This is a genomic window from Solobacterium moorei, from assembly GCF_036323475.1.
GTDB classification, from domain to species: Bacteria; Bacillota_I; Bacilli_A; order Erysipelotrichales; family Erysipelotrichaceae; genus Bulleidia; species Bulleidia moorei.
Genome location: NZ_AP028934.1, coordinates 2,359,312 through 2,380,604 on the forward strand (window position 1 = coordinate 2,359,312; position 21,293 = coordinate 2,380,604).

At 37.6% G+C, this 21,293-nt stretch carries 18 protein-coding genes and 1 tRNA gene; 6 read left to right on the top strand and 13 right to left on the bottom strand.

What is annotated here, in order from left to right; genetic code table 11:
• Positions 1-20: 20 nt before the first annotated feature.
• The 6 genes from RGT18_RS13135 (at position 21) to RGT18_RS11835 (ending at position 4,445) form a co-directional block, all read left to right on the top strand.
• Positions 21-161: an FAD:protein FMN transferase gene (locus RGT18_RS13135; RefSeq protein ID WP_162141243.1), complete on the top strand. Its 141-nt coding sequence runs from the start codon at positions 21-23 to the stop codon at positions 159-161.
• A 93-nt stretch (positions 162-254) separates the two neighbouring features.
• Entirely contained in the window at positions 255-1,295 is a 1,041-nt protein-coding gene (locus tag RGT18_RS11815; RefSeq protein WP_338175831.1) for an IS30 family transposase, read from the top strand.
• A 313-nt stretch (positions 1,296-1,608) separates the two neighbouring features.
• A tRNA-Lys gene (locus RGT18_RS11820) sits at positions 1,609-1,684 on the top strand.
• Positions 1,685-1,988: 304 nt separating this feature from the next.
• Positions 1,989-2,894, top strand: coding sequence for an ATP-binding cassette domain-containing protein (locus tag RGT18_RS11825; protein ID WP_051241069.1), 906 nt, complete (start codon positions 1,989-1,991; stop codon positions 2,892-2,894).
• Complete coding sequence (locus RGT18_RS11830) at positions 2,894-3,670, top strand: ABC-2 family transporter protein (RefSeq protein WP_028078846.1); 777 nt, start codon at positions 2,894-2,896, stop codon at positions 3,668-3,670. The genes RGT18_RS11825 and RGT18_RS11830 overlap by 1 nt, the downstream gene beginning before the upstream one ends.
• Before the next feature lies 1 nt (position 3,671).
• Complete coding sequence (locus RGT18_RS11835; RefSeq protein ID WP_028078845.1) at positions 3,672-4,445, top strand: ABC-2 family transporter protein; 774 nt, start codon at positions 3,672-3,674, stop codon at positions 4,443-4,445.
• 159 nt (positions 4,446-4,604) lie between these two features.
• On the opposite strand, the gene RGT18_RS11840 is transcribed toward RGT18_RS11835, so the two are convergent.
• From RGT18_RS11840 to RGT18_RS11900, 13 genes are all read right to left on the bottom strand, one after another.
• Positions 4,605-5,969, bottom strand: a complete 1,365-nt coding sequence (locus RGT18_RS11840; RefSeq protein ID WP_028078844.1) for an MATE family efflux transporter — start codon at positions 5,967-5,969, stop codon at positions 4,605-4,607.
• A 150-nt stretch (positions 5,970-6,119) separates the two neighbouring features.
• Positions 6,120-7,415 carry a group II intron reverse transcriptase/maturase gene (ltrA, locus tag RGT18_RS11845; RefSeq protein WP_338174865.1) on the bottom strand — a complete coding sequence of 432 codons (1,296 nt, stop codon included), beginning with the start codon at positions 7,413-7,415 and terminating at the stop codon, positions 6,120-6,122.
• 566 nt (positions 7,416-7,981) lie between these two features.
• A complete protein-coding gene (locus tag RGT18_RS11850) occupies positions 7,982-8,335 on the bottom strand; it encodes a hydrogenase maturation nickel metallochaperone HypA (protein WP_028078206.1) in 354 nt (117 codons plus the stop codon).
• Positions 8,336-8,337: 2 nt separating this feature from the next.
• A complete protein-coding gene (locus RGT18_RS11855) occupies positions 8,338-11,127 on the bottom strand; it encodes an FAD-dependent oxidoreductase (protein WP_245580927.1) in 2,790 nt (929 codons plus the stop codon).
• 5 nt (positions 11,128-11,132) lie between these two features.
• The gene (gene hypB, locus RGT18_RS11860; protein ID WP_037403927.1) at positions 11,133-11,792 is read right to left on the bottom strand and encodes a hydrogenase nickel incorporation protein HypB; all 660 of its coding nucleotides are present in this window, start codon (positions 11,790-11,792) and stop codon (positions 11,133-11,135) included.
• Complete coding sequence (hypB, locus tag RGT18_RS11865) at positions 11,789-12,457, bottom strand: hydrogenase nickel incorporation protein HypB (protein ID WP_037403925.1); 669 nt, start codon at positions 12,455-12,457, stop codon at positions 11,789-11,791. Before hypB (RGT18_RS11865) ends, hypB (RGT18_RS11860) begins: the two co-directional genes overlap by 4 nt.
• Before the next feature lie 187 nt (positions 12,458-12,644).
• Entirely contained in the window at positions 12,645-15,173 is a 2,529-nt protein-coding gene (locus tag RGT18_RS11870) for a heavy metal translocating P-type ATPase (protein WP_028078202.1), read from the bottom strand.
• Between the two features lie 16 nt (positions 15,174-15,189).
• Complete coding sequence (locus tag RGT18_RS11875; RefSeq protein ID WP_006525823.1) at positions 15,190-15,483, bottom strand: metal-sensing transcriptional repressor; 294 nt, start codon at positions 15,481-15,483, stop codon at positions 15,190-15,192.
• Between the two features lie 94 nt (positions 15,484-15,577).
• The gene (locus tag RGT18_RS11880; RefSeq protein WP_051240994.1) at positions 15,578-16,597 is read right to left on the bottom strand and encodes an NAD-dependent epimerase/dehydratase family protein; all 1,020 of its coding nucleotides are present in this window, start codon (positions 16,595-16,597) and stop codon (positions 15,578-15,580) included.
• An 87-nt stretch (positions 16,598-16,684) separates the two neighbouring features.
• A complete protein-coding gene (locus tag RGT18_RS11885) occupies positions 16,685-17,848 on the bottom strand; it encodes a L,D-transpeptidase family protein (protein WP_081659534.1) in 1,164 nt (387 codons plus the stop codon).
• A 70-nt stretch (positions 17,849-17,918) separates the two neighbouring features.
• Positions 17,919-18,149 (bottom strand): thioredoxin domain-containing protein, encoded by a 231-nt coding sequence (locus tag RGT18_RS11890; RefSeq protein WP_006526000.1) that lies wholly within the window; start codon positions 18,147-18,149, stop codon positions 17,919-17,921.
• On the bottom strand, positions 18,146-20,086 hold the full coding sequence (locus RGT18_RS11895; protein ID WP_245580926.1) for a ribonucleoside triphosphate reductase: 1,941 nt from the start codon (positions 20,084-20,086) through the stop codon (positions 18,146-18,148). The genes RGT18_RS11890 and RGT18_RS11895 overlap by 4 nt, the downstream gene beginning before the upstream one ends.
• A 3-nt stretch (positions 20,087-20,089) precedes the next feature.
• Positions 20,090-21,241: an anaerobic ribonucleoside-triphosphate reductase activating protein gene (locus RGT18_RS11900; RefSeq protein WP_028078201.1), complete on the bottom strand. Its 1,152-nt coding sequence runs from the start codon at positions 21,239-21,241 to the stop codon at positions 20,090-20,092.
• Positions 21,242-21,293: the final 52 nt, after the last annotated feature.

Consider the following 21,293-nt stretch of genomic DNA (forward strand, 5'->3'; position numbering starts at 1 on the left):
TAATCTATCTCGGCATAAGTGTGTATGTTGGAGCTATTGCAAAAGGATATGCAACCCAGAAAGTTGCAGAATATTTGATGTCAACAAAGATTAAAAACGCCGTCATCGATGCTGGAGGAAATCTGAAAGCATTATCAGAAAAATATAATGGAAAAGAATGATTGATTCTAATAATTTGATTCCTAAAAAGTTAAGTTAAACATTCTGCGCCTAAGGCTATACAATGTACATATAAGATTTTGGAGTTGATTATCATGCGCTGTTTTAAACAATTGACACAGACCGATAGGGTCAAATTGGAAACTTTATATGAGAAGAAAGTACCAATCAAGGATATAGCAAAGATCTTAAAAGTGCATATATCCACGATATATCGTGAAATAAAGCATGGCAAATATTATAAAAAGGTTGGCAATTCTCATAAAAGAACATACAGCTCTGATCTGGCACAACAGCGTCATGAAACAAAGATGCGGTCAAAGGGAGTTGCCAAGAAAATATCTAGGGATCCACGTCTTGCTCGATATATTGAAAACAAGATTGCAGATGACAAGTACAGTCCTGCAGTTGTACTGGGTGAAATTAAACGTAAGAATCTAAAGTTCCGAGAATCGATCTGTGTAACCACTTTGTATAACTACATCGATGCCGGTGTATTTGATAGAGTCACTAACAAAGACTTGATTGTCAAAGGGAAAAGAAAGCGGAAATATAAGAAGGTAAAGAAGAACAAGGAAGCAAAACGGATCGTAGGAACAAGTATTGAGAAACGTCCGGAATACATCTTGACCAGAGATGAATTCGGACATTGGGAGATGGATACCGTCAAAGGAAAGAATACATCCCACAGCAGTATGCTTGTTATGACGGAAAGAAAGACCAGGAAAGAAATCATCGTCAAGTTGAAACATCATTGTGCCGAAGCTGTCGTACAAGCATTAAACAATCTTGAAAAACGATTACAGGGGAAATTCAATATACTCTTCAGAACGATCACCTGTGACAATGGGACAGAGTTTTCCTATGTAGAAAAGATAGAACGATCCTGTACAGATGAAACACAGAAGAGAACGGAATTATATTTTTGTCATCCATATACAAGTTGTGAACGTGGCAGCAATGAAGTTGCAAACAAATTGATCAGAAAGTTTATTCCTAAAGGGACGGAGTTTGATGACTATTCTGAAAGCAAGTTTAAGACGATAGAAGAATGGATCAACAACTACCCAAGAAAACTATTTGATTATCGAACGGCAGAGGAGATGTTCATACAGGAACTTTCCGCAGTTCCCTGAACTGAAGGATATCGTTATTTAACAATACATACATTACAATCCGGAAACAAATCAGATCATTGGATAATGGTCTTTTAAAAGATGTATCAAATTGATAAAATAAACCTGCATGCAATACATATAACTCTAAAATGTAACAAAACCAAGTTTCTTTCATAGAAAAACAGATATTTCTCTAAAAAATCAAAAAAACTTTGCGATATGTCTTGAAATTTTCCAAATTGCGAAAAAAATCAAACGAAAGAAATTTATCTTAAAAACCTCTTGCAAAGATAAAATTTAAATTATATAATCATAAAGCATTGAGCGAGATGGTTTCTTAGCTCAGTTGGTAGAGCAACTGACTCTTAATCAGTGGGTCGAGGGTTCGAGCCCCTCAGAGACCACCATAAACAAAAGGGAAGTTCCGAAAGGTTCTTCCCTTTTATTTATGAGTAAGCAATATTTCAATTATATATGCATGAGCATTGAATGATATTATCGCCCATAAATCCAGCATTCACCTCGCTTCATTAACTTATGGATTCTATCATTAAAATATGATGTATAATAATTGCAACAAATATAAATGTTTATCTGTATTAAAAGGTGATAGCCTTCGTATTTTAAAATCAACGTTCCCAATAATCAACTCACAACATTTTCATTATCTATCACCAAATATATTCAAGCACACGGAGGTACTATACTACAATGCAAGAGTTAACAAAGAGTATTACATGCAATAATATTAGCAAAAAATACAATCATTCTAGGATTTTTAGCGATTGCAGATCTACTATCGCTCTTGCAAATATCACTTTTTCTGTTTCCCGTGGTGAAATATTAGGAATTATAGGGAAAAACGGTGCAGGTAAAACAACACTCATTAAAATATTGTCAGGTATTATGGTTCCCGACAGTGGTAAGGTAGAAGTAACGGGAACCAACCCTTTTAAGAGAACTAAATCATACAGAAATTCCGTAGCAATTATCATGGGACAAAAAAGTCAAATGGACGAAGATATTTCCATATATGATAATGCGCTGTTTATGGCTTCTGTATACGGGATTAATAGAGAAACTGCGGACATTCGCATTTCCTCACTCTCATCTAAGCTTGGACTTACTACCCAATTAAAACAACAAGTAAGAACATTATCTCTAGGCGAGAGGATGAAGGGCGATTTACTTATTGCTTTTTTACATACTCCAACAATCATCTTTTTAGACGAACCAACGATAGGCTTAGATTATTCGACTCAATGCTCCGTTCGTTCATTTCTGAAAGAATATGTTAAACAAAATAATGCATCTTTGATTCTAACCAGTCATAATATTGATGATATCAAAGAACTCAGTGACAATATATTGATTCTCAACGAGGGCAAGCAATTATTCCTAGGTACAATTAGGGAATTATATATGATTGTTAAGCCCAAAAAATTTTTAGAATTTAAGATGGATGATGAAACTATAAAACAAGTAGAAATACAACAAGATAACCAAAAATTCCTAGAAACCATAGGAACAATACCTTCTGATAGATTGAAAGAAATTAACTTAGTTGATATGGACTTGAATGAGGTAATAGAGGAATTATATAGAAGGAGTAAATAGTGATTACAAGTTTGCTGAAGAATTCATTCAAACAATATATCTCGTATCCTCTCTATTTCATTGGAGAAGTACTGGGATCTGTACTTTTCCCAATTGCGATTAATTGCTTTTTTATCATCAGTATTATGTCAACTACTGATATTAAAGCATATACCAATAGTGGGATAATCCTATATGTTATTATCTCTAATTTAACCTACGTGGTAATTACCATGGATGTATCCAGAGAAATTGCAAAAGATATCAAAGGGAATGGTTTAGGTCAAAAGCTACTCTTACCAAAATGTTACTTTATACTAGTTATTTTCAAAGCTCTAGCAAAAATGGCTGTCCGCATTATTTGCGTATATATCCCGATTTTTACAGTAAGTATATTTGCATTGGGAACTTCTAATATACTCGCATGCATGCTAAAAGCTATTCCATTCTTACTATATGCATGTTCGATTAGTATTTTGATTTCTATCCTAATTGGATTATCCGCTTTCTATTTCACAGAAATATGGGGGTTAAAAGCATTTATTTCATTTATATCTTACGTTTTATCCGGATCATTATTCCCTTTTGACTTGACTCTCAAATCAATTCAAAAAATACTTTTATTGACGCCATTCCCATACATTAGCTATATACCAACAAAAATTATTACCGATTCCAATTTCTTAATTGAGTCATTTATGTTCATAATTCCACTTATTTATATCATAATTTTTTTAATCATCTCCATATTTATTTGGAGAGATGGAATAAAAAAATATCAAAGTTGCGGAGTGTAATATGTTTCAATATATAGTATCGTGCTTACAATTCTCATGGAAAAAAGCCACCGTTTATAAGGCTAACTTAGCAAGCTGGGTGCTTGCCGATTTAGGCATGTATCTTTCTACTATCTTTGTATACCTTTTATTAGGAGGAACTGTTTTCCTTTTTGCTGGCTACAACAACTCCCAAATGCTCTTGTATATTAGCAATAGTTTTCTCATTAACAATATCTATTCAATTTTATTTTCGGAGGCCATTGATACTATATCTATTGATATTCGCAATGGCAAAATGTATTATTCGCTTTTAAAACCTGTACCTTTAACAGTATTTTATATTGCAAAAAATCTGAATTTGAAGTCTCTTGTTATTACTCCGTTTTTAATAGTTTTTAATGTATATTGTCTTTACCTAAATCACCTTTCGCTTCATATAATGAATTTCTTATTGCTTCTGGTAGCAGTATACTCAATGGGTGTAATATTTCTATTAATTATTTGTCTTGATTTTATAGGACTTCGATCGGAAGCTATTAATCCAATTATGGTAGAATTACTAGAATTACGAGATAGACCTGATAAAATTTTTAATACTTTTATTCGTAGTATTTTCATCTATATCATACCTATTTATTTAACAAGTGCTATTCCTACTAAAATTATGATTGAAAACTGTAATCTGATTGAAAGCATATACTTTTTCCTTTTTCCTGTGATTGGAACTGTTTTATCAACAGTTTGTATTAAAAAATCAATTAAATACTATACCTTCGGGACGGAAGAGGTATAAATCTTCACAAGAAATTAAACCAGCAATTCACTAAAAAAGATCATCTATGAAAATAAACGATACCTCAACAATCTGTTAATTTAAAGAATGAAATACTATGCTTATTTCGTTTTTAAATTTAATGTTTATTGTTTCCGCACAATTTTCACGTGATCTTTTTTACTTCATTAAAATATCTGCGTTAGCTTCATTGTGAATCTGTTCTGAGATATCACGCATCGTGATAATCGTTACTGGGATTAGATAGAGTACCGCTCCAAGCCATGCACTTTGATCAGCCCATGTAATCGCATTGTATCCAAAGTCTGCCACTAAGAGTACACAGACAGCTGTTCGGCAAATCATCTCAACAACACCACAGTAGATTGCACGCATTGCATATCCTAATCCTTGAATACTCATACGCACAACATTCAAGATGCCTAATAACCACCAAGCATATCCCATTCTTCTTAAATAGAGAGCTGCTGCAGAAAGTACTGTTTCATCGCCTGTAATAAATAATGTACTGAGTACTTTCCCAAATAGAATCATGAAGATTCCTGATAGTACTCCATACGCAACACCAACATAGGTACCCTTCCGTAGACCTTCTTTGATACGGTCTTCCTTCTTTGCACCATAGTTCTGTGAGACAAAGGTAGAAACAGCAGTAGCTAGGGCATCAAATGGACACAACAAGAACTGCTTAATCTTAATACCCGCAGTAAATGCAGAAACATACACTGTTCCTAGAGAATTATTGGCAGATTGCATAATCATTGAACCGATGGCTGTGATTGAATATTGTAGACCCATCGGAATTCCCATTATCAATAGTCGTTTTGATAGTTCTGGATCAAGCTTTCTTTCTTCTGAATGAATATGTAAGATTGGAAATCTCATCACAATCAAAATTAAGCATAAAACACCTGATACTGCTTGCGAGAATACAGTCGCAATAGCTGCTCCCGCAACACCCCACTTCAAGTTAATAATGCAAAAGATATCCAAAAAAATATTAAGTACAGCCGAGATTGCCAAGAAGATAAATGGTGTTTTAGAGTCACCGATTGCACGTAAGATACTCGATAAGTAGTTGTATAAAAGTGTAAACGGCAAACCGATAAAAATAACAATAATATAGTTATATGTATCCTGATAGATTTCAGATGGCACACGCAATAAATCCAAGATTAGCGGACAGAAGAAACAGGTTGCGACAGTTAAAATCACCGCAATAACGAATGTCCAAACACAACCTTGAAATTCAAATCTCTGCATTCCCTTTGGATCATTTGCACCAAAGCGTTGGGCAATTGGTACCGCAAATCCTGCCATTGTGCCGATACAAAATCCCAAGACCAAAAACTGAACACTACTGGTCGCACCGACAGCCGCTAAGGCTTCAGGTCCTAGTGTTTGTCCTACGATTGCAGCATCTGCCACATTATATGTTTGTTGGAAAAGATTTCCTAATAGGAGCGGAATCGCAAATTGTAGTATCAGTTTTAAAGAGTTTCCCTCGACCATACTTTTTCTCATCACGTATCCCTCCCTTCAAAGAATACTGTTCATTATATAACAATTCAATAGAGTAGAGTGAGAATATCTTATCCAGATATTCCTCGACCCTCTCATTGCACCGTACATACGGGTCTCGTATACGGCGCTACATTTGTATTGTTTCTACCTTTACTTAGATTGATAATATTCTAGTGGATTGATTAATCCCGGTCTGTCTTTGCTTTTCATCGATAGTACCTTTGGACTCAATAAGAATTTTATTGTGTTTCCATTTGCCTGTCGATATAGACCTAGTCTAGTATTGGCTGTACTGTAGATTCTTTCATCAGAGATATTGACCTTGAGTATCCGATTTAGACTTTGTAGGTTGGTATAGATACGTTTTGGTTTCTTCCATTGTTTTAGAATTATCACACGTATCTTGTGTCGCAACCATTCTCCAAATTCTTTTAAGAAGGTCTTCATCGAGCCAATCCTGAAGTAGTTTATCCATCCTCTCACGATTTGGTTTACTTGGGTGAATACAGTCGATAAAGGAAGTGCACTTGCCTTTTTACGGCATAGCACTTCTTTTATTTTCTTACATAGTTTTTGTTTCCTATCGTATGTAGGCATACTTTTCCATCCATCTTTGTTTTTCCAGAACGTGAAGCCAAGAAACGAACTATTGCTAGGTCTTACTACTTTTGTTTTTGTCATGTTGACCTTTAGAAATAGTTTTCTTTCTAGCCAACTTGATACAGACTTCATGACTCTGTTGGCTGACATCTCACTCTTCACGAGGATATTACAGTCATCTGCGTATCTTACGAATCTTAGCCCTCTGCTTTCCAGTTCCTTATCAAACCTATCTAGGTAGATATTGGATAATATTGGACTGAGCGGACCTCCTTGTGGAACTCCTTCTTCATTTCTGTGGATGATTCCATCTTCCATGATTCCAGCCCTCAAAAAGGACCTTACGAGATGTAGCGTTACATCATCTTTTACTTTCTCTCTAAGTATGGATATCAACTTATCATGATTCACTGTGTCAAAGTACTTTTCAATATCTAGGTCTATTACCCATTCACACCCTTCGTTTAGGTAGAAGAGTACTTCCTCCATCGCTTGGTGGGCACTTCTGTTTGGTCTGAATCCGTAACTATGCTCACTAAAGCACTCGTCATAGAGTTCACTAAACACTTGTGCCACTGCTTGTTGGATTACTCTATCCACTACAACGGGTATCCCCAATGGTCTTTTCTTTCCATTTGGTTTTGGGATATAGACTCTTTTTACTGCCCGAGGTCTGTATTTCTTTTCCCATATCGAAGTTTTGATTTCTTCTATATGTTTACTGAAGTATTCGTCAATTTCTTCCACAGACATCTTGTCAATGCCCGATGCACCTTTATTACTCTTGACTCTTTTCATCGCCTCTTGTAAGTTCTTTTGACTTAGAATCTTGTCCATTAATTCCATGGCTGCTCCTCCTTCTATTGCACAAATAATGAAATTCTCTTCTTGCCTTTTCACCATCCATAGTTACGTTCTATGGTTCTAGGTGATATCTCAATTCCAGAGTATTCATTTTCTTACATATAGTGATTTGCACTATACAAACATTAACCCCTTCAGTACTGGTGTATACCTACTATGGGCTCAGCTGACTTCTTGTGATAGACCTTTTCCGACCGATGGTACTATAGTTGTTTGAAAACGTCTAGGATTCATCGTCCACAAGACCTCACGGGGTAAGTCACATACCTTTCTCTCTTCTTTCACAAGTTCCTGATTTACTGTTTTGGTTTTACGTTTACCTTTTGGGCTTCGATTTGTAGAGCAATCTCACCCTCCATTTAGCCTTATATCAGATTTCTGTTCGTAACCTCGAAAGAATCGCTACACCACTTCCTTCACCCAAAGCCTCACGGCTTACGGCTTGTGGTTCGCTACGCTTGGCGGTAACTACCTACGACTGGACTTTCACCAGTTAGGTTTGCGACATGCCCGTCACACTCCAAAAAAGAAGAGTAGATTTTGAATTTCTACTCTTCTGTTTCTGCTTCAACTTCCTTGATAATACATTCATCACCTTTTACAAGGTATGTCTCTTCACTACCACAATATGGACATATTCTTCCATGCTTTACTGTCTCATATTCTTGTTTACACAATTCACAAAACGTCACAGCAGGAATTGTCTCTAACTTTAATTCGCACTCTAGTAATAGAGGATATTTTACTTTGAAATAATTCCAACAATCTACGAAGTAATCTGTCATAATACCAGATACTTCACCAACCTCTAGGGTTACTGAACCATATTTTGTGACCTTGTTTTCTTCTGCCATTTCTGTGAGAGTTTTCGCAAGGTGTGTAACAATCCCCATCTCATGCATGATTATTTACTCTTCTTCTTGAATAAAATCTTGAGTTTGCGTTTTGCGGCGTAAGGAAGAATAGCCTTGATCTTATCTTCACAACGATACATTCTAGACGCATCTGGTAAATCTCTTTGTAGATGAATCGCATCAAATTCACAACATGTTGTACATAGACCACAACCGATACACTTATTAAGGTCAACAAATGTCGCACCACAGCCTAAGCAACGTTTCGCTTCTGTACGAACTTGTTCATCTGTAAATGCTAGACGCATATCGTTGAATGTAGCCCTTGGATTTCCTTGTTTATGTCCAGGAACCTGTCGCTTGGCTGTATCAAATTCTTCTAATACAACATCATCCTTATTTAATTCAATGAAATGACGTAGGTCACGGTTGATTGTCATGGATTGTCCTGGATGAACAAAACGATTAATGGAGTCTTCTACAATTCTACCAGCCGCAATCGCATCAATCGCAAATCTTGGACCTGTGTATACATCACCACCCACAAATATATCTGGGTCAGCAGTCTGTAATGTGACTGGATCAGCCTTAGCAGTATTGTTGCGGTTAAGTTCAACCTTTGTGCCTTCTAAGAGCTTACCCCATTCAATCGATTGTCCAATAGATAGTAATACATTCTTGCATGGAACTGTGATGGTTTCATTTTCATCGTATTGAGGATTAAACTTGCCATCCACATCCTTAACAGACAAGCACTTCTTAAATACAACGCCTGTAACATTTCCATTTTCAGTTAGGATTTCCTTTGGACCCCAACCATTCATAACAGAGATGTCTTCTTCCTTGGCTTCTAGTACTTCATCTGCAGCAGCAGGCATTTCCTTTTCATTCTCAAGACATAACATTGTGACTTTACCTTCTGTTAAACGAACAGCAGTACGTGCTACGTCAACTGCAACGTTACCACCACCGATAACAACTACATCACCTTCTAATCCATGTCTTAAAGCTTCGTTATTTGCCTTACGTAAGAACTCTACACCTGTTTGAACACCGTTAGCGTCTTCACCAGGAACACCTGTCTTACGTCCACCTTGAGCACCAATCGCAATATAGAATGCTTTATAGCCTTCACTGCGTAATGCAGGGATTGTTGTGTCCTTACCAATTTCAACATTGTATTTAAACTCAACACCCATCTCACGCAGTACATCGATCTCAGCTTCGATAATATCTTTCTCTAAGCGGAAGGATGGAATACCATTCAGTAACATACCACCTGCACGACTTTCCTTTTCAAACACTGTTACAGGATATCCATGCATACGGAGGTAATACGCTGCCGAAAGACCAGCAGGACCAGCACCGACAATCGCAATCTTATATTCATCAGACCACATTCCACCATCATCCTTTTCACATAAAGGAACGAAACGTGTTTCTGCGTTTAATTCTTGTGCAGCGATGTATTTCTTAATTTCATCAATTGCGATAGGTTGATCAACCTTACCACGTGTACATGCGTCTTCACAACGACGATTACAGATTGCTCCACATACTGCAGGGAATGGATTATCCTGCTTGATTAGTTTGAGGGCATCCATGAATCTTCCTTCAGAAGCCATCTTTACATAACCCTGCACCGCTAAGTGAGCAGGACAAGCCGTCTTACATGGTGCTGTACCTGTGTCATAGCAGTTGATCTTAGAAGTTTCACGATAATCCGGATTCCAATGATCTTCGCCCCATTCTGTTTCATCTGGTAATAATGTTGTTGGATACTGGATTGCACCTAAACTTGTGCATAACTTCTGACCAAGCTTCGCAGCTCCCACTGGACAAACTTCAACACACTTACCACAGGCAACGCACTTTTCTTTCTCGACATGTGCTCGATATGCGGAACGTGATAGGTTTGGTGTATTGTACAACTGTGATGTGCGTAACGCATTACATACACCAGGTGCACAGTTACAGATACCTACAATCTTGCCTTCACCATCAATATTAGTAATTTGGTGTACAAAGCCATGACGTTCACCACGTTTCAAGATTTCTAAGACTTCATCATAGGAAACATAACGTGCCCTACCACGATCGACCTGATATTCAGCCATGTCTCCAACACCAATACAGAATTCACCATTGATTTCGCCAGAGCCTTCGCCACGCATCTCCTGTTGGCGACGGCATGTACATTGGCTGATTGCATACTTGTCGTACTTATCTAACCAATGGTTCAAATGCTCTACAGATACTGATTGATTTACATGTTCAATTGCCTTCTCCACCGGAATAACATGCATACCAATTCCTCCACCGCCAAGTGGAACCATTGGCGTTACAGGTTCTAGTGGCATCTGTGTCATTAAGTTAAAGAATGTCGCAAGTTTTGGATGTGCTGTTGTAAGTTCTTCATTCATCATCATAAATTCAGCAGAACCTGGAACGAAAATAGGCACATTATATTGTTTCTCGTTCTCCGGATTTTCACGATTCATCTCTATCAAACCAATCCAACATAGATGATCAATCATCTTCTGTGTTTCTTCTAGCGTCATATTATTTTTCTTCGCTAGAATTTCTGGTTTATATCCTACACGTGTCTTCTTGAATGACAACATGAACTTCACTTCTTCTTTTGTAAGTAGTTCATCTAGCATCCAGTATTCAGGATCTTCTGTTTTAACAGAATGTGTTAACTTTGCCTTGATACGGTTGGTAATCATGCATGCAAGGTCTAGTAATAGTTTTTCCTTTTCTGGATCTACAGCTACATAATTTGGATCCGGAACGAAGTCACGTTCATTCGTCATTCTCTTCTTTGGGGCAGTTGTCATAATTATTATCTCTCTTTCCACTCAGCTACTTCTTGTTGTAACCAGTTTAGCCACTCTTGCATTCCCTCTTTGGTTTTAGCACTCACTGGGAATATCTGAATATTTGGATTCAAACGCTTTACACGTTCGATACAAACATCTAAATCAAAATCAAAATATGGTAGGGCATCAATCTTACTGATGACGAGGGCATCACTCTTTTCAAACATCAATGGATATTTGAGAGGCTTGTCATCACCTTCTGTCACACTTAGAATCATGACATTCTTTCCAGCACCTGTATCATATTCTGCAGGACAAATCAGATTTCCTACATTCTCTAAGAATGCAAGGTCGATGTCGTCTCCCTTCATCGCATCGATGCCTGTCTTTGTCATTCCCGCATCCATATGACACATACCATCTGTATGTACCTGTACTGCTACAGCACCTAACTGTTCGATTCTTTCCGCATCGACTGCAGATTCAATATCTGCTTCTAAAACCGCAATCTTTATCTCAGATAACATCTGTATCGTCGAACTTAGGAGTGTGGTCTTGCCAGAACCAGGAGAGCTCATTAGGTTGATGAGTAGTGTTCCCTGTTTTTTCATCTGTGCACGTAGTGCATCGGCATCCATGTCATTTGATGCGGTAATACTCTTATGGAGTTCTATGATTTTCATTCTACATTCCTCCACGCTTCGATACGCTTGCGTATAGCATTTATCATGTCATCAAAGCCTTCACCAGTTTTCGCACTAATTGGATAGAATTCCATATTTGGATTCAACTTACGAACATGTTCCTTGCATCGTTCTTCATCGAAGTCAAAGATTGCCTTGGTATCGATCTTATTAAAGAGTAAGATATCGCCCACCTGAAACATCAATGGATATTTCAGCGGCTTATCATCACCCTCAGGAATGCTTAGAATAACTAGTTTTAAATTCGCACCAGTATCAAACTCAGCCGGACATACCAAGTTGCCAATATTCTCTAGAATTACAACATCTAAATCTTCAATGTTAAGTCTTTCCATTCCACGAGCAGTCATGTCTGCTGTCATATGACAGCTACCACCTGTATGCAGTTGGATTACCTTGACACCTAACTTAGAGATTGTCTTTGCGTCCACATCAGAATCGACATCCGCTTCCATCACACCTACGCGGTAATCCTTCTTCAACTCCTCTATCATTCTTACAAGTGTTGTTGTCTTACCTGCACCTGGCGAAGCCATCAAATTAATTAGATATACACGATGTTCTTTTAATGTATTACGTACTTTTTGGGCTTCCAAGGTATTATCTGCACTCAATCGTTCTTTTGTCTCAAAAATCTCGTACATGTTTACTCCTTGTTGTTTATTTTTATTTATTTTAATATTTAATTAGTTTTTTCACAATATAACACAGCACTACAAAATCCCATGAAAGTCTAAAAAAGAATGCCATTTATTGACATTCTTTTCTTGTATGCATGGTTTGATAAAACTAACTAAAAAGATATCGATGAGTATCACCGATATCTAACTGTTATTCGATTCCTGTAACTGTATAATCTTCCGCTTCTACAGCTTTACGTAACTCTTCATTTGGTACTTCTTTGTTGAGTGTTACGATAGCCTGCTTACTAACATGTGATACTTCGGCAGATGTTACACCATCAATCTTTTCTAGTGCACTCTTTACAGCCTTCTCACAATGACCACACATCATACCTTCAATCATAATCTTCTTTTCCATTTGTTTTTCCTCTTTTCTTTCTGTATGTTTTTCTCTTTGAATATTTTTTTCTTCAATATCTTTATCAATCTTAAATAGGTTTAATCTTAAAGCATTCATGCATACTGTAACACTTGATAGGGCCATCGCTGCTGCACCAAACATCGGATTCATAGATAAACCCAATAAGCCAGCGGCTAATGGAATACAAATCAAGTTATAGAAGAATGCCCAGAATAGATTCTCTTTGACATTACGTAGTGTTGCACGACTGAGTCTGACTGCTCTAACGACATCTGTTAATGTTGAGTTAGACAATACGATATCCGCGGAATCAATTGCGACATCTGTACCTGCACCAATTGCGATACCAATATCTGCTTTTGTAAGTGCCGGCGCATCATTGATACCATCACCAACCATCGCAACTTTTCCTTGTTTCTGAAGTTCAGCGATAACTGCCTCTTTTCCATCTGGTTTTACACCAGCGACGACACGGTCAACACCTGCAACCTTCGCAATCGCATTGGCAGTACGCTCATTATCACCCGTTAACATCACTACCTGCATACCCAACTGCTTTAGCTTTGTGATTGCATTATGAGAATCTTCCTTGATTGTATCTGCAGCGGTAATCATACCAATCAGTTTTCCATCTTGCGCAAAGAATAATGGTGTTTTACCTTCGCCTGCATATTGATCTGCTTTCGCTTGAATATCTGATGATATATCTGCGATTGTACGTATATAACTCATTGATCCTGCTTGCATCAGATGATTGTTGAGTGTTGCTTCGATACCACTACCAACAACATTCTTGAACCGTTCTGTTGGTAGTGCTTGAATATTTTCCTGTTGAGCCTTTTCAACGATTGCTTTTGCAAATGGATGTTCTGATTTCTGCTCAACAGAATATGCGATTTGTAGTAACTCGTTTATACTCATATCTCCAATTGGATTAATATCTTTTACCTTTGGCTGTCCTGTTGTAATGGTTCCCGTCTTATCTAGAGCGATGATATTCATCTTACCCATTTCTTCTAACGCTTCAGAGGTTTTAAATAGGATGCCATGTTGAAAGCCCATTCCATTTCCAACCATAATAGCAACTGGCGTTGCTAGGCCTAATGCACATGGACAAGAAATAACCAATACAGAGATTGCACGCTCTAGTGCATATACAAAGCTTGCCCCTGCAAGTAACCAACCAATCATTACAATAATGGAAATCACAATAACCGCAGGCACGAATACTGCAGAGATTCGATCAGCTATCTTAGCGATTGGAGCCTTTGTGGCAGCCGCATCACTTACCATCTGAATAATCTTAGATAGTGTAGTATCTTTACCTACATGTGTAGCCTTTGCATGTAAATATCCAGAGATATTTAAGGTGCCTGCACTAACCGTATCATTTACACTCTTATCGACTGGTACTGACTCACCTGTAAGAGCAGATTCATTGATGGAACTATCCCCTGAGATAATCACACCATCTACCGGAATACTTTCCCCAGGTTTTACAACGAAGATATCACCTAACTTTACTTCATCGATATTGATGATTATTTCAATACCATCTCGAATGACTGTTGCTTTCCTAGGTGCTAACTTCATCAAGCTCTTTAACGCATCTGTTGTCTTACCCTTGGACTTTGCTTCTAACATCTTACCAATTGTAATGAATACCAGTATCATTGCGGCAGATTCAAAATACAACTGATTATGATAGAGCGGCATTAATTCCATATTCGCTACACCATCTGTAATCTGCACTGTCATTACATACAATACATAGACTGACCACACAAAGGATACAGAAGAACCTAATGCGACTAATGTATCCATATTTGGAGAACCATGCATGAATGACTTGAATCCACTGATAAAGAATTTCTTATTAATAACCATCACAATCAAGGTTAGAAACATCTGTGTTAGCCCTAACCCAATATGATTGTGATTTAGGAAGGATGGCAATGGCAAACCTAACATACCATGACCCATCGTGATATACATCAGTACTACTAAGAAGCCTAATGAATACCATAGACGTTTCTTTAGCTTCGGTGTCTCATGGTCCTGCAAAGCTTCCTCTTCTGCAGAAATACTTTCTGTATCCGTCTTTTGTGTATTTGTTTCTGACTGTAGCTTTGCGCTGTAGCCTGCATTCTCAACGGCTTTTATAATTGCATTTGGATCTGCACCACCTTCAACACCCATTGAATTTGTTAGTAGACTGACTGCACAGGACTGTACACCATCCACCTTGGATACCGCTTTTTCAACTCTAGCTTGGCAAGCTGCACAAGTCATACCTTCTACAATATATTTTTCCATAAAACCTCATTTCTAATTACTTCATTAATTTCTGAAGTACTGTTACGAGTTCATCAATAGACTCATCTTTTCCTTGTCGTATATCCGTTGCGACACAATCACGAATGTGGCATGCCAATAACTCTTTATTAAAACTATTTAGTGCACTTGTAACAGCGGATACCTGAACTAAGATATCTGGACAGTATAAATCATCCTCCACCATCTTCTGTATTCCGCGCACCTGACCTTCAATACGCTTTAATCTAGTAACAAGTTTCTTCTGCTCATCTGCAGTTCTTTTTTTATGTCTTACTTCACATTGATGCATCGTACACCTCCGTTTTACATCTCTGTTGTATACCCCTATAGGGTATAAGTCAAGTGATACTATCCCAAGAAAAAAAACGCAGATTTCTCTACGTTTAGAATTTCGCATTAAATCTTCCCATATATGCATGGTAATCACTAATTACTTGATCACACCATAAGTCAAAATCAGGATCTTCAATTCTTGATTCACTATGTTCCCAGATATATTGTGTATAGAGTTCAATTCCCTTATCTAAATTGATCAGACATTTAAAGTCAGGGATTAATGTATCTCTTACGATATCTGTATATAGATTGGAGAATTGCTTATCTCCTGCAATCTGTTCTGAAAGAGGATACTTTGTACTCATCGCAAGCATTTCAGATGCGATATGCACTTTCTGTACTTTGCGATTCAAAGCCTTTCCTAATGAATCGTAAATCATATCCCATGTTACGATCTCTGGATTAATAAGGTTGATAGAACGATTGATTGCATTCATATTTCCAATCAGTTGGATAAAGTTATACGCAAAATCATAACTATGCATCATATGCCAAATGGATTGACCATCTCCATGAATAATCACCGGTTTATCATTGAGAATTCTTGATACAACACTCCAACAATTCTTACCCTTTACACTTAACGGAAAACAATCAAAGCCATACGTCTGTGAAGGTCTAACGATTGTGATTGGAAAGCCCTTCTTCGCAGCCTGGTTGAATACATCCTCACAAGCCGCCTTATCTCTTCCATACTTTGATAAACGGTTCTTCTGTACAGAATCTTCATTGAGAATGAAGTTACTTTCATGATTGAATACCACAACAGTGGAGATAAAGATATATTGTCTTGTATGGTTTTGAAATAGATATACACGATCTCTTGCTTGATCTGATTTATAAACTACAAAGTCAATGACCGCATCAAATACAGTATTACCGATAATCTTCTGCATCTTTGCTGTATCATTGGCATCACAGATAATGTGATTGGCCATCACAGGTAATGGACGATGTCCACGATTGATAACGTATAACTCCGTATCACGACTCTTCGCCAGCATTCCTAATACAACTGAAGAAATGACACCAGTACCTCCGATAATTAAAATCTTACGCACGCTCATCCTTACCTCCCCACTATCTAAAACTAGATACAATTATTATATAAGAAAACCCCGTAAAGTTATCATCAAACATTGCAGGGTTATCTTTTAATGTGTCGTAGATAGCCAAGGGTTATTTGGATCTGGATCTGTTGGATCCCAACCACGATTTGGACTTGTCTCATCAATCTTCGTCTGCTCAGGAATACCTAGCGGTCCCGGATTCTGTGCATCATCATAAATTTCAACCGTCACACCTAATGGACAGTAATCATAAATCCACTTTACATCCTTCACCGAAAGACGCACACAGCCCAGTGAAGCTGATGTACCTAGCTTATTAAACTCTTCATATTCCAAATCGCTTGGATTCTGCGTAAAATACGGAACAGAGTGGAATAGAATATCATTTACAATATCTGTTACATACTGACCATAGACATTACCATACAATGGACGCCAACGGCTACGATTAAAGGTATGGAATACACCCGCAGGTGTTTCTGGCCCCACTGAACACAACATTGCCTTAACAGGAATTGTGCAACTACCTGTTGCTTGGTCATATGCATAAATCGTAACCGTATTGAATACACGATTGACACGGATCATATATGGCGTACTGATTGTAGAATCTACAACCGTTACATAAGTTGTATTACTAGCTTCAAGACCATTCTTATCCTTTGCGGTTACGGTTATAGGGTATGTACCCATAGTATTTGTATCCACAGTTCCACTGATTGTATATGTACCATTTGATAACTCAGTACTATACGATAAGTTTCCATCAACAGGATCACTTACAGCGCGTACGATAGTGGAGGTCTGGAAGGTTTCTCCACGATTCACTGCAACTGCAGTATCCACAAGTGTGATACTTGGGGCTGTATGGTCTTCTACCGTAACACTATATTTAAATTCCTTTTGAACATCTTTGTCTTTTAAGCGGTATATAATCGGATAACTACCTACCTGATTTGTATTTACCGTGCCTTCAATTTCCAAATCCCCAACAGAGTCCAAAATAATCGCCTTTGGATCAAATGTAGAACCATATTCCACATTTAACTTTGATTCATCAATTGATAAGGTAATTCCCGTAGTCATTCTACGGAATGCATCATAGACGAAAGATAATCCATATAACAAGACACTACCCACTGCCACGAATAACATCACAACAGCGACCAGCACTAATATTAACCTTTTAAAGTCCACTTTCCTCTTTTTCATACCAAGTATTGTAACATCTATCGTTTTATTTCGCATCGTCAGCGATTTCTCTCACATTTTTTCACAAAAAAAACCAAGAATACTCTTGGCATTTATACTACATTTCTTATTTATCAACAAACTTCTGAATTTCCTCAAACCCAATGAGTTGTTCAATTCCATCTTCATGATGAACTAACATCGTCGGCGCAATCATAATTCCTAAATTTCTACAGAGTTTCATATTCTTCTCTGCTTCCAGAGCTTCATACGCAAAGTTTCTTTGCACCATGTACTCCTTGATAAGTTTACACTTTGGACAATTCTTTGTTGTGATTAATTGTGGAAGTTTTGTCATCTTTCGTTAACAGCCTCTTGGTACAGATAACCTTCGATTGGATAATCACGATTGCATGTATTCAATGTGATATATGGAATTGTATAGTTTTCCATAATACGCCCTAAGAGTACCGCAATGCCTTTTGCGTCATACTCATTCTTCGCAAGACGCACATTGAAGATGGTTCCACCAGTATAGATTTCCTGCATACGATTCTGTATATCTAAGCGAGTAAATAAATCTACATTTCCATCAATTGGCAGCTCTGTACTACCTGTGTAGTATGGTGTATCCCCCTGCATCGCAATCACCATATCAGGATATTCTTTTTGATCCTTTAGCGCAAAACGATGAGAAATATCACCTGCAGCCACTGCCTCAATACTGAAGAGTTCATGATAATCCGCCTGATATTCCTTTAGACGCTTACGAACATGCATGAGCACATTCTCCGCAAAGTCCTGTGCCTCTTCTGTATCTAAGCCCTTTCGAATCCACTTTGCATTCATGCATGCTTCATTCATTCCTACGATTCCAATCGAAGAGAAATGATTATCAAAGCTACCAAGATAATGCTTTGTATAAGGATAAAGTCCTGCCTCTAACAAGCTAGCAAGAACTTGACGCTTTGTACTTAAAGAACGAGCAGAGATATCTAATACCTTATCTAAATGCTTCAAGAAATCTTCTTCATCTTTTGCAAGATAGGCGAGTCTAGCCATATTAATAGATACAGTCCCAATCGTTCCTGTATTCTCTCCATACGCAAATAAACCACCTGTCTTTTTAAATAATTTCTTTGCGTTAAAGTGAGTGCCACTAAAGATACTACGTGCATTCTTCTGCTTTAAATCTCCATTTATAAAATTTGCAAAGTATGGAAGACCTGTCTTTACCGTTACTTCTAATAACAATTTTGCATTATCACTATTCCAGTCAAATTTCTTAGTAATTGCATATGTTGGAATTGGGAAGGAGAATATATTTCCTTCCGCATCACCCTCTAAGATGACTTCAAGGAAGGCACGGTTAATGATTGCCATTTCATCCTGACAATCACCATATGTAAAGTCTTGTTCCTCACCACCAACAATTGCTGGACGCTTTGCAAGATCTTCAGGGGCCGTCCAATCAAAGCATATATTCGCAAACGGAGAAATTGTTCCCCAACGGGATGGTGTATTTAAACTATAAATCAATGTCTGCATACTCTGCTTTACGTCATCAAATGATAAATGATCCATACGTACAAACGGAGCTAGGTATGTATCAAAGGATGAGAAGGATTGTGCTCCTGCCCACTCATTCTGCATAATCCCAAAGAAGTTTACAATCTGATTACAGATGGTAATGAGATGCTTTGCAGGAGCGGAAGCAGTCTGCTTAGCCACCCCACTCAAACCTTGCTGGATTAATTCTTTCAAGGACCAACCTGCATTACATCCTGTTAACATATTCAGATCATGAATATGGATATCCCCATCGCGATGTGCAGTGGCAACCTCTTCATCATATACTTCACTCAACCAGTAATTGGTGGTGATAGAGGCTGAGTTTGATAAAATCAAACCACCAACAGAGTAGGTTGTATTACCTTTACTGTGCTGATTTCCTGTATTGATATAATTGTCCACAACAGAATGATAATCAAATGTTGTATTTGTAATATTACGTACATTTTCACGCTGTTTACGATAGAGGATATACGCCTTTGATACATCCGCATATCCCGATTCACTTAATACCTTTTCTGCACTATCCTGAATCTTTTCTACGTCGATTAAACTATTCTGAATTTTAGGTTCAAAATCACTGGTAATACGTAGTGCAATCAAATCAATCACGCTATCGGTGTATTCACGATCACATGCATCAAACGCTTTGCGAATTGCACTTGCGACCTTCTTGATGTTAAACGCTGCAGTACTGCCATCTCTTTTCTTTACACGATACATCACTTACACCTCCTTCGCTAATCTTAATTCTACATTCTTCACATATGGTTCAACTGCATTCTTCATTTCTTCCATCTCTTCTGCAGTATATGCATGCAAATCAGGTTGAATCACCGTATCCGAAGACACAAATTGTTGTAATACATAACGAGCATCACTACCAATAAACTTGGCAATCTCTATCAAATCATCGACCGTATGGAATTCTTTTACAACGGTTGTTTTAAATTCATGTTCTATTTTATATTCTTGCAGCAGACATACGCTTTCTGTAATAGGATGTTTGTATTCCATATCCGATTTTAGTCCACTGGTTAATGGATACTTCTCGGCACTATTCTTTATATCTAATGACACAAAATCCAACAAGCCTTCTTCCAATAATATTCCAAGCTTCTCATTGTTTGTGCCATTAGTATCCAGTTTCACTGCGTAGCCTAGTTCTTTGATCTGACGAATAAATGGAATAAGTTCTTCTTGTAATAATGGTTCACCACCACTAATGACTACACCATCCAATAACCCACTACGTTGATTGAGGTATGAAAGGATTTCTTCTGGTGCGATATAGCGATATTTCTCTGGAATAAACACAAGATCTTTCTGATTGCAGAACGGGCACTTCATATTACATCCAGCCGTATAGATTGTCGCCGAAACTTTTCCAGGGTAATCCGTAATCGTTGTCTTTTGTAGGGCACCAATTTTTAATGTATGGAACGCATCCAGTTCGCTAGATAAAATATTACGAGAGTTTTCACAGGCAACGTTTAGCATCTCCTCAAACCGGTCGAAATCTACACCACTGGCTAACGCAGCACGACACTGATTACGGAAATCATATACAGCTGTCATCATTGTGGATGCTTTATCCGTAGTGTGTAAGTGCTTCATACGATGGTCTTTTTCGTCCTGTACCGCACTTACATATCCCTGCTCAATCAGACGCTGAATACTCTTCGTTGTTGTACCTTTATCCACTTCACTGATACGTGTAACGTCTTGCATTGTGATGCCTTCATTCTCATTGATAATCAATAAAAATGTTAATTGGCCGGAGCCAATATCATATGGCGCCAGCATCTTATCAAAATATTTTTGTGTATTGCGAAACAATACTGATAAATTCAAAATAAAATTACTCGTATCACTCATTCCGGATTGGAGCTCCTTATAGTTAGTATTTTATCATATTATTCTCTATTCA

Bases quoted from the DNA above. Each gene is read 5' to 3' on its own strand.
- RGT18_RS11815 (WP_338175831.1), top strand. From the start codon at position 255: ATGCGCTGTTTTAAACAATTGACACAGACCGATAGGGTCAAATTGGAA.
- RGT18_RS11825 (WP_051241069.1), top strand. From the start codon at position 1,989: ATGCAAGAGTTAACAAAGAGTATTACATGCAATAATATTAGCAAAAAA.
- RGT18_RS11835 (WP_028078845.1), top strand. From the start codon at position 3,672: ATGTTTCAATATATAGTATCGTGCTTACAATTCTCATGGAAAAAAGCC.
- RGT18_RS11840 (WP_028078844.1), bottom strand. From the start codon at position 5,969: ATGAGAAAAAGTATGGTCGAGGGAAACTCTTTAAAACTGATACTACAA.
- ltrA (WP_338174865.1), bottom strand. From the start codon at position 7,415: ATGGAATTAATGGACAAGATTCTAAGTCAAAAGAACTTACAAGAGGCG.
- RGT18_RS11850 (WP_028078206.1), bottom strand. From the start codon at position 8,335: ATGCATGAGATGGGGATTGTTACACACCTTGCGAAAACTCTCACAGAA.
- RGT18_RS11855 (WP_245580927.1), bottom strand. From the start codon at position 11,127: ATGACAACTGCCCCAAAGAAGAGAATGACGAATGAACGTGACTTCGTT.
- hypB (WP_037403927.1), bottom strand. From the start codon at position 11,792: ATGAAAATCATAGAACTCCATAAGAGTATTACCGCATCAAATGACATG.
- hypB (WP_037403925.1), bottom strand. From the start codon at position 12,457: ATGTACGAGATTTTTGAGACAAAAGAACGATTGAGTGCAGATAATACC.
- RGT18_RS11870 (WP_028078202.1), bottom strand. From the start codon at position 15,173: ATGGAAAAATATATTGTAGAAGGTATGACTTGTGCAGCTTGCCAAGCT.
- RGT18_RS11875 (WP_006525823.1), bottom strand. From the start codon at position 15,483: ATGCATCAATGTGAAGTAAGACATAAAAAAAGAACTGCAGATGAGCAG.
- RGT18_RS11880 (WP_051240994.1), bottom strand. From the start codon at position 16,597: ATGAGCGTGCGTAAGATTTTAATTATCGGAGGTACTGGTGTCATTTCT.
- RGT18_RS11885 (WP_081659534.1), bottom strand. From the start codon at position 17,848: ATGCGAAATAAAACGATAGATGTTACAATACTTGGTATGAAAAAGAGG.
- RGT18_RS11890 (WP_006526000.1), bottom strand. From the start codon at position 18,149: ATGACAAAACTTCCACAATTAATCACAACAAAGAATTGTCCAAAGTGT.
- RGT18_RS11895 (WP_245580926.1), bottom strand. From the start codon at position 20,086: ATGTATCGTGTAAAGAAAAGAGATGGCAGTACTGCAGCGTTTAACATC.
- RGT18_RS11900 (WP_028078201.1), bottom strand. From the start codon at position 21,241: ATGAGTGATACGAGTAATTTTATTTTGAATTTATCAGTATTGTTTCGC.